The organism is Micrococcus sp. HG099 (assembly GCF_024723355.1).
GTDB lineage: Bacteria > Actinomycetota > Actinomycetes > Actinomycetales > Micrococcaceae > Micrococcus > Micrococcus endophyticus.
The window spans coordinates 1-8,545 of record NZ_JANQCJ010000103.1; the positions used below are offsets into that span (position 1 = coordinate 1).

Below are 8,545 nucleotides of genomic sequence, written 5' to 3' on the forward strand. Positions count from 1 at the left end.
GGTGCGCGCGGCGGCCGAGTCGGTTGTTTATAGGGGGCGGGCTGGGGGGGGGCGCCGCCGCCGCCCCCGCCGTACCCGCTGGCCGGCCCCGCGCTGGAGGCCGTGCTCGAGGCCGCGGCCGCCCGTCTGGCCCCCGGCGGGCTGATCGTGCTCGAGCGGGCGGCCCGCGACGCCCCGCCCCGCCGCCCGGCCGGGCTCGAGGAGGTCGAGGTGCGCGCCTACGGGGAGACGGCCCTGTACCTCTGGCAGGACGAGCGCTGACCACAGCCCCCATCCGTGCGGGAGGCGGGAGCCTGCGGGCCCCCTTTCGTGCGGGAGAAAAGAGCCTCCCGTTTTCACGGCCGAGGGCGCCGCCCGTCGAGCGCGGGGGCCGCGGCGGCCAGGCGGCGCATCGCCTCGTCCACGGCGTCGGCCGACTTGCAGAACGCCAGGCGCAGCCACGAGTCCAGGGGGCCGGGCTCACCGGGGGAGCGGTCGGCGCGGCACAGGGCGCTGACGGGGATCCCGACGACGCCGGCCTCGCGCGCCCAGTCCACCACGGCGTCCTCGGCGCGTCGCACGCCCCACGGGGCCAGGTCCACGGTCACAAAATAGCCGGCCGCCGGCACCACGGGGTTCAGCCCCACCGCCCGCAGGCCCGCCACCAGCCGGTCCCGCCCGTCCCGGTACCGCTCCCGCTGCGCGGCCAGGTGGGCCCCGGCCCCGGGCAGGAAGCCAGCCACGGCCTGCTGGTACGCCGGCCCGGTCGAGAAGGTCAGGTACTGCTTGACCGCCCGGGCCGCGGCCACCAGCGGGGCGGGCCCGGTGAGCCAGCCGACCTTCCACCCGGTCACCGCGAACGCCTTCCCGGCCCCGGACGCGGCCAGGGCGATGTCCCGCGCCTCGGGGATCGCCCGCACCGGCACGTGCTCGCCGTCGTAGACGAGGTGCTCGTACACCTCGTCCGAGAGGATCAGCACCCCGCGCTCGCGGCACGCGCGCACCAGCTCCTCGAGCAGGGCGCGCGGGTAGACGGCGCCCGTGGGGTTGTGGGGCGTGTTGAGGATCAGCATCCGGGTGCGGTCCGTGAACGCGGCGACCACCCGTTCGGGGTCCGGGAGGAACTCGGGCGGGTCCACGGGCACGGTCACGTGCCGGGCGCCGGCCAGGGCGACGACGGCGGCGTGCGAGTCGTAGAAGGGCTCCACGGTGACCACCTCGTCGCCGGGGGAAACAAGGGCGAGGACGGCCGCGGCGATCGCCTCGGTGGCGCCCGCGGTGACCATCACCCGGGTCTCCGGGTCCTCCTCGACGCCCCACCACCGGCGCTGGTGCTCGGCGACGGCGGCCCGCAGGTCCGGGCGGCCCAGGCCGGGCGCGTACTGGTTGGGGCCGGCGAGCACGGCGTCCGCCGCGGCCCGGAGCAGCTCCGCAGGGCCGTCCGCGTCGGGGAAGCCCTGGCCGAGGTTCACGGCGTCGTGCTCAAGGGACAGCGCCGTCATACGCTCGAAGACGGTGGGCACGGGGGCGCCGTCGGCCAGGAGCCCAGCGGCGGCCGCCGTGCGGCGCCATGGACCGGCGGTGAAGGCAGGACCGGCGACGTCGGCCGGGGCGGGGGCCGGTCCGGTGCGGGGAGGGCGGGTGCGGTCGGGGGCGTCGGCGTCCATGCGCGCACTGTACCCGGGGACCGGACGCCCGGGGCCCGGTTGAGGTGTGGACCCGGGGGTGCGCCCGGGGCGGCCCGGGACTCGGACGCGGGCCGAGGCGCATCGCCCGGCGGGGGCGGGCCGGGCTAGGGTGAGCACCATGCGTCGTGCCGTCTGCCCTGGTTCGTTCGATCCCCTGCACAAGGGACACGTGGAGGTCATCGCGCGGGCCGCGAACCTCTTCGACGAGGTAGTGGTCGCGGTCTCCGTGAACCCCGCCAAGCGCTACCGCTTCTCCACGGAGGAGCGCATCGCCATGATCGAGACCACCCTGTCCTCGCTGGCCGGCGTGACGGTCTGCCCCATGGGCCCCGGGCTGCTCGCCGAGTTCTGCCGAGAGATCGGCGCGGACGCCATCGTCAAGGGCCTGCGCAACGGGACCGACCTGGAGTTCGAGGCGCCCATGGCCGCGATGAACCGCCACCTCACCGGGGTGGAGACGGTCTACCTGCCGGCGGACGCCCGCTACACCCACCTGTCCTCCTCGCTCATCAAGGAGGTCCACGGCCTCGGCGGCGACGTCGCCGAGCTCGTCCCCGCCGCGGTGCTGCGCGGCCTCGACGGCGAGCCCTGAGCCCGCCGCCGGCCCGCCCGGGCCGGACCCTCCGCACGTCCCATCCCGAACCGACCGCAGGAGAATCGACGCCCATGACCGTCCCGTCCCGACCCCGCACCCGCAAGGCCGTCATCCCCGCCGCCGGCCTGGGCACGCGCTTCCTGCCGGCCACGAAGGCGATGCCGAAGGAGATGCTCCCGGTGGTGGACCGCCCGGCGATCGAGTACGTGGTGGCGGAGGCCCGCCGCGCCGGGCTCCAGGACGTCCTGATGATCACGGGCCGCAACAAGCGCGCCCTGGAGGACCACTTCGACCGCCACCCGGCGCTCGAAGCCACCCTCGAGCGCAAGGGCGACGCGACGCGGCTGGCGCAGATCCGCGAGTCCGACCTGGTGGGGGACATCCACTACGTGCGCCAGGGCGAGGCCCTCGGCCTGGGCCACGCCGTGAACTGCGCCCGCCGCCACGTGGGCGACGAGCCGTTCGCGGTCCTGCTCGGCGACGACATCATCGGCGACGGCGAGGCCCTGCTCACGCGCATGATCGACGTGCAGCAGCGCCTGGGCGGCTCCGTCGTCGCGCTCATGGAGGTGCCCGAGGAGGCGGTCTCCGCGTACGGCGTGGCCGCAGTGGAGGCCGTGCCCGGGGAGGGCGAGGACGTCGTGCGCGTCACCGGCCTCGTGGAGAAGCCGGCCCGCGAGGACGCCCCCTCCACTCTGGCGGTCATCGGCCGGTACGTCCTGGCCCCGCAGGTCTTCGACGTGCTGGACCGCACTCCCCCCGGCCGGGGCGGGGAGATCCAGCTGACCGACGCCCTCCAGGCCCTGGCCGGCGACGACGGCGAGGGCGGCGGCGTGCATGCCGTCGTCTTCGACGGCCGCCGGTACGACACGGGGGACAAGCTGGGCTACCTGCAGGCCGTCGTCGAGTTCGGCACCCGGCACGAGGAGCTGGGCGGGGACCTGCGCGCCTGGCTCAAGGCGTTCGCGGCCGGGCTCTGAGCCCCGCGGGCGACCGGCGGCGACGCGCGGGCCGCGACCGGCTTTGGCCGTTGCGGACCCACCCGGTAGGATAGGTTGTCGGTCCATCGTGGCTGGACCCCGTCCAGGCCGCACCGCATCCCCGATCCGGGCGTGCGAGCGGACCGTGAAACCCCGCCGTCCCACCCGCCGAGAGGAGCGACCATGGACACCACACAGCGCCAGGACGCCGACTCGTCGTGGGTGATCCCCGTGCGCGATCTGACGCGCGGGGCCGGGGTCCAGCGTGAGCTGACGGCGCAGTGGCCCGCCCCCGCGGGCGTCACCACGCCGCTGCTGGGGATCCCCGAGGGGGACCCCGTGGAGCTGGACCTGCGTCTGGAGTCGGTGCACGAGGGAGTCCTCGTGACCGGCACCGCGGACGCGACCCTGAAGGGCGAGTGCAGCCGTTGCCTGCTCCCGCTGCACGAGGGGATCACCGTGGACCTGCAGGAGCTGTACCTCACCGGCGCGTCCGAGGACGAGGCCGGGGAGCAGCCGCTCGTGGTGCGCGAGACCGTGGACCTGGAACCCGTGTTCCGGGACGCCGTGGTCATCGCCCTCCCGTTCCAGCCGCTGTGCCGGCCGGACTGCGAGGGCCTGTGCGCCGACTGCGGCATCCGCCTCGAGGACGCGCCCGAGGGGCACGCCCACGAGCGCGTGGACCCGCGCTGGGCCGCCCTGGCCCACCTCGCGGGCACCTCAGAGACCTCCATCACCGAGACAGAAGAGAGATAGTCGTGGCAGTCCCGAAGCGGAAGATGTCCCGTGCCAACACCCGTGCCCGTCGGTCCCAGTGGAAGGCCACCGCGCCGACCCTGGTGAAGTCCGTCGAGAACGGTCGCGTCTCGTACCGCCTGCCCCACCAGGCCGAGCTGAAGACCGACGCCGCCGGCACCCCCCTGTTCTTCGAGTACAAGGGCCGCAAGGTCGCCGACGCCTGACATGGCGTCCTCGTCGGCTCGCCGTCGCGGGCCTGAGCCCGGTCGCGAGCCGGATGAGCTGTTCGAGCGTCTCGGCGTGCACGTCACCGCCGAGACGCTCGAGCGCGCTCTGACGCATCGCTCCTACGCCTACGAGCAGGGCGGGCTTCCCACCAACGAGCGCCTCGAGTTCCTCGGGGACTCGGTGCTGGGCTACGTGGTCACCGACCACATCTTCACCGTGCACCCGGACCTGGCCGAGGGCGACCTCGCGCGCCGCCGGGCCGCCGTCGTGTCCACGCGCGCCCTGGCCAAGGTGGCCCGCCGCATCGGCATCGGCCCGTTCGTGCGTCTGGGCACCGGCGAGGGGCGCACCGGCGGCGCTGACAAGGACTCGATCCTCGCCGACACCCTGGAGGCGCTGATCGGCGCCGTCTACGTGGACCACGGCCTCGTGGCCGCGTCCGCCCTCGTGCACCGCCACGTGGTCCCGCTCCTGGACGAGCCGGACCTCGTGCGCGAGAGCACGGACTGGAAGACGGTGGTGGCCGAGGCCGCCAACCGCCACGGCCTCGGCGCCGTCCGCTACGCGATCGAGGGCCAGGGCCCCGCCCACGACCCCCGCTACCGCGCCACCCTCGTGGTGGGCGAGCGCGAGTACGGCTCCGCCGTCGCCAGCTCGAAGAAGCAGGCCGAGCGGGACGCCGCCGCCGCCTCCTGGCCCGCCCTCGAGGCGGACCTGCCGGCCGCGGGGCGCTGAGCCCGTGCCGGAGCTGCCCGAGGCCGAGGTCGTCCGGCGCGGCCTGGCCCGCTGGGCCACGGACGCCGTCGCCGGCGCCCTGCAGGTCCACGACCCCCGCTCCCTGCGCCGCAGCCCCGGCGGTCCCGAGGCCCTGCGCGCCCGCCTGGAGGGCGCGCGCCTGGCCGAGCCGGCGCGCCGCGGCAAGTTCCTGTGGCTGCCGCTGGCGGACGCGAATGAGGCCGTCGTGGTGCACCTGGGCATGAGCGGGCAGATCCTCGTGGACGAGCCCGGCGCCCCGGACCAGCGCCACCTGCGCCTGCGCCTGCCGGTGACCGCCGCGGACGGCGCGGCGCGCGAGCTGCGCTTCGTGGACCAGCGGATCTTCGGCGGTTGGTGGCTGGACGCGCTGCACCCCGACTTCGCCGCCGGCGGCGAGCCGATCCCGGCCACGGCCGCCCACATCGCCCTGGACCCGCTGCACCCGCTGTTCGACGCGGACGCCGTCCACGCCCGGCTCGCGCGCCGGCGCAGCACCCTGAAGCGCGCGCTGCTGGACCAGTCGCTCGTCTCCGGCATCGGCAACATCTACGCGGACGAGGCCCTGTGGGGCGCGCGCCTGCACCCGGAGCGGCCCACGGAGCGGATGCGCCGCGCGGACACGCGGCGCCTCATGGCGGCGGTGCAGGACGTGATGCGACGCGCGCTGGCCGTGGGCGGCACGAGCTTCGACGCGCTGTACGTCAACGTGGACGGGCGCTCGGGCTACTTCGCCCGTTCCCTGGACGCCTACGGCCGCACGGGCCGCCCGTGCCGGCGGTGCGCCGAGGAGGCGGTCGAGTCCCTCATCGTCCGGGAGCCGTTCATGAACCGGGCCTCGCACCGGTGCCCGCGCTGCCAGCCGACGCCCCGCCGTCGTCGCACGGCGACGCCCGCCGACGGCCCCGCCCGTCCGTAGACTGGACCGACCCCACCCTCGTGAGCAGGAGACCCGAGTGAGCCAGCCCCCGGCCGCGTCCTGGACGCCCGAGCCCCTGCCGCGCCCGGCGCGGTCGCCAGAGCCCCCGCGCCCCGCCCGCCGCCGTCGGTGGCCGTGGGTGCTCGGCGTGCTCGCCGCGGTGCTCGTGGTGCTGCTGGCCCTGGGTGCCTGGTACGCCGTCTCCCTGGCCCGCACCTTCGACGATAACCGGCAGACCGTGGACGCCGGCGCTCTCGAGCAGGCCGGCGGGGGAGAGCCGGTCAACATCCTCGTGCTGGGCTCCGACTCGCGGGAGGGCGAGGGCGAGGAGGACATCGGCCAGCGCTCGGACACCATGATGCTCGTGCACCTGCCCGCGGACCGGAGCCAGGTGTTCGTCATGTCCGTGCTGCGCGACTCGTGGGTGGAGATCCCCGGCCACGGCGAGCGGAAGGTCAACGCGGCCTTCGACCTGGGCGGGTACCCGCTGGCCGTGGACACCGTGGAGCTGCTGCTGGGCGTGCCGGTCCACCACGTGGTGGAGGTCGACTTCCAGGGCTTCCGCGGGGTGACGAACGCCCTCGGCGGCGTGGAGGTCTGCAACCCCGTGGCCTTCTCCTCCGGCCAGGCCAACCCCTCGTACTACCCGCGCGGGCCGATCCTGCTGCAGGACACCGCCGCCCTGCGGTACGTGCGGGAACGCCACGCATTCGAGGACGGCGACGTCTCCCGCGTGCAGAACCAGCAGCGGTACCTGGCCGGGGCCATGGAGCGCTTCCTCAGCCCCCAGATCCTGGGCAATCCTGCCCGCACCACCGAGGTCGTGGCCACCTTCTCCGACCACCTGGGCGTGGATCCGGGCCTGACCTCCGGCGTGGTCGCCTCCCTGGCCTGGCAGCTGCGCGGCGTGCGCGGCGGCGACGTGGAGATGTTCACCGTGCCCCGCGCCGGCTTCGGATACAGCCCGGACGGCGACTCCATCGTGGAGCTCGACGAGGCCAAGCTCGCGGACCTGCGCGCCGCCCTGAAGGACGACGACGTCCAGCGCTACGTGGCCGAGCACGAGTCCGAGGACGCCGAGGAGCCCGAGGCATCCGCCGCCCAGGCGGCCGGCGCCGTCCCCGCCCCCGTGCTGGCCCTGCTCGCGCAGCCGGCCCCCACGCCCGCCGTCGGGGAGGACCCCTGTGCCGACTGAGCCCCGCCGCCCCCGCGTGCTCCTGATCACCCACTCCTACCGACCCGAGCGCACCCCGCCCGCCCGCCGGTGGGGGGCCGTGGTGGCCGCGCTGCGCGCCGGGGGCTGGGACGTCGACGTCGTCGCCCCCGGGGGACTGCGCGCCGTCGCCGGGGACGACGGCGAGCGGATCCTGCGGACCCCCCGCCTGCCCGCGGGGCGCTCCGGGCGCAACGGACGCTTCCTCGAGGCCGCGGTCCACGCGGTCCTGGCCGTGCCGCGCGGGCTGGCAGCACGTCGCCCGGACGTGGTGGTGGCCACCGTGCCGGCGCTGCCCGTGGTGGTGCCCGGCGTCGTGCTCTCCCGCCTGCACCGCCGCCCCCTCGTCCTGGAGATGCGGGACGCGTGGCCAGACCTCGCCCACGAGGCGGGGGTGCGCCAGGGCGTGCTCGGCGCGGCCATGGAGCGGATCGTGACGGGCGGCCAGCGGGCCGCACGGCTGGTGGTCACCGTGACGGACGGCTTCGCCGAGACCCTGCGCGGGCGCGGCATCCGGGTGGTGCGCACCCTGGGCAACGGCGTGGACCTCGTCCGGCTGGCCGTCGCCCCGCCGAGGGCGCGCGACGCCGGCGAGCTGCACGTGCTCTACCTGGGGAACATGGGGGAGAGCCAGGGGCTGGAGCGGGTCGTGGACGCGGCCGCCGCCCTGCGGCGCGACCGCCCCGGGGTGCGCGTGCGCCTCGTGGGCGAGGGCACGCGCCGTGCGGCCCTCGAGGCGCGCAACGCCGAGCTCGGCCACCCGGCGGAGATCCTCGGCCCCGTGCACGGGGAGGACGTGGCGCGGCAGTACGCGTGGGCGGACACGCTCGTGGTGGCCCTGCGCCCGGACTGGCCGAGCTTCCGGCACACCGTGCCGTCCAAGACCTACGAGGTCCTCGCGGTGGGCCGGCACGTCACCGGCATGGTCCAGGGCGAGGCCGCCCGCACCCTCGAGGAGGCCGGCGGCGCCGACGTCGTGGGTCCGGAGGCCGAGGACCTCACGGCGCACCTGACGGCGCTCGCGGACGATCCGGCGCGCACCGCGGTGGGCGAGGGCGGCCGCGACTGGGTGCGCCGCCACGCCGACCTGCCCGCCGTGGCCCGCCGCTACGAGCTCCTCCTGCGCCGCGTCGCCGGACGCTGAGGACCGACCGGCCCGGTTGCTAAGGTGGACGCGCCGCCCGCGTGCCCGGGCGGCGTCACCACCACCGCGAGACCGAGGGACGGGTCGAGATGTCAGCAGGGAAGTCCATCCGGCGGATCGCGCGCTCCGGCGCGCGGGCCCTGCCCCCCGAGCAGCGCCGCCGCGTGCGCCGTGCCGGCGGCGCCGTGCTGCGCCGCCTGCCCCCGGACGTGGCCCAGGAGATCCGCGGCGTCTTCGGCGTCCGCTGGGGCGCCCAGAGCCGAGCCGACCGTCGCCCCGCCGACCCCCTCGGCCTCACGGGCGGGTCC

The 8,545-nt window shown here is 76.0% G+C and carries 11 protein-coding genes; 10 read left to right on the forward strand and 1 reads right to left on the reverse strand.

Annotated features, from left to right (window positions below):
• Window positions 1-102 precede the first annotated feature (102 nt).
• Window positions 103-261 carry a hypothetical protein gene (locus tag NWP10_RS09105; RefSeq protein ID WP_258300679.1) on the forward strand — a complete coding sequence of 53 codons (159 nt, stop codon included), beginning with the start codon at window positions 103-105 and terminating at the stop codon, window positions 259-261.
• A 74-nt stretch (window positions 262-335) separates the two neighbouring features.
• Here the strand turns inward: NWP10_RS09105 and NWP10_RS09110 are convergent, their stop codons facing one another.
• On the reverse strand, window positions 336-1,646 hold the full coding sequence (locus NWP10_RS09110; protein ID WP_258300680.1) for an aminotransferase class I/II-fold pyridoxal phosphate-dependent enzyme: 1,311 nt from the start codon (window positions 1,644-1,646) through the stop codon (window positions 336-338).
• Window positions 1,647-1,785: 139 nt separating this feature from the next.
• Here NWP10_RS09110 and coaD point away from each other — a divergent pair, with 139 nt between their 5' ends.
• From coaD to NWP10_RS09155, 9 genes are all read left to right on the forward strand, one after another.
• Window positions 1,786-2,259 carry a pantetheine-phosphate adenylyltransferase gene (gene coaD, locus NWP10_RS09115; RefSeq protein WP_258300681.1) on the forward strand — a complete coding sequence of 158 codons (474 nt, stop codon included), beginning with the start codon at window positions 1,786-1,788 and terminating at the stop codon, window positions 2,257-2,259.
• Between the two features lie 74 nt (window positions 2,260-2,333).
• Window positions 2,334-3,242, forward strand: a complete 909-nt coding sequence (galU, locus tag NWP10_RS09120) for a UTP--glucose-1-phosphate uridylyltransferase GalU (RefSeq protein WP_258300682.1) — start codon at window positions 2,334-2,336, stop codon at window positions 3,240-3,242.
• A gap of 183 nt (window positions 3,243-3,425) precedes the next feature.
• Window positions 3,426-3,998 carry a DUF177 domain-containing protein gene (locus NWP10_RS09125; RefSeq protein ID WP_017489306.1) on the forward strand — a complete coding sequence of 191 codons (573 nt, stop codon included), beginning with the start codon at window positions 3,426-3,428 and terminating at the stop codon, window positions 3,996-3,998.
• Between the two features lie 2 nt (window positions 3,999-4,000).
• Window positions 4,001-4,204, forward strand: coding sequence for a 50S ribosomal protein L32 (rpmF, locus tag NWP10_RS09130; protein ID WP_017489305.1), 204 nt, complete (start codon window positions 4,001-4,003; stop codon window positions 4,202-4,204).
• A gap of 76 nt (window positions 4,205-4,280) precedes the next feature.
• The gene (gene rnc / locus NWP10_RS09135) at window positions 4,281-4,943 is read left to right on the forward strand and encodes a ribonuclease III (RefSeq protein WP_017489304.1); all 663 of its coding nucleotides are present in this window, start codon (window positions 4,281-4,283) and stop codon (window positions 4,941-4,943) included.
• A 4-nt stretch (window positions 4,944-4,947) separates the two neighbouring features.
• Window positions 4,948-5,880 (forward strand): bifunctional DNA-formamidopyrimidine glycosylase/DNA-(apurinic or apyrimidinic site) lyase, encoded by a 933-nt coding sequence (gene mutM / locus NWP10_RS09140; protein WP_258300683.1) that lies wholly within the window; start codon window positions 4,948-4,950, stop codon window positions 5,878-5,880.
• A gap of 37 nt (window positions 5,881-5,917) precedes the next feature.
• Window positions 5,918-7,075: an LCP family protein gene (locus NWP10_RS09145; RefSeq protein ID WP_026106992.1), complete on the forward strand. Its 1,158-nt coding sequence runs from the start codon at window positions 5,918-5,920 to the stop codon at window positions 7,073-7,075.
• Window positions 7,065-8,237, forward strand: a complete 1,173-nt coding sequence (locus NWP10_RS09150) for a glycosyltransferase family 4 protein (protein ID WP_258300684.1) — start codon at window positions 7,065-7,067, stop codon at window positions 8,235-8,237. Before NWP10_RS09145 ends, NWP10_RS09150 begins: the two co-directional genes overlap by 11 nt.
• A gap of 89 nt (window positions 8,238-8,326) precedes the next feature.
• Window positions 8,327-8,545: hypothetical protein (locus NWP10_RS09155; protein ID WP_258300685.1), on the forward strand; the 219-nt coding region annotated here is incomplete at its 3' end.

Coding starts and splice junctions, on each gene's coding strand:
- coaD (WP_258300681.1), top strand. CDS start 1,786: ATGCGTCGTGCCGTCTGCCCTGGTTCGTTCGATCCCCTGCACAAGGGA.
- NWP10_RS09110 (WP_258300680.1), bottom strand. CDS start 1,646: ATGGACGCCGACGCCCCCGACCGCACCCGCCCTCCCCGCACCGGACCG.
- galU (WP_258300682.1), top strand. CDS start 2,334: ATGACCGTCCCGTCCCGACCCCGCACCCGCAAGGCCGTCATCCCCGCC.
- NWP10_RS09125 (WP_017489306.1), top strand. CDS start 3,426: ATGGACACCACACAGCGCCAGGACGCCGACTCGTCGTGGGTGATCCCC.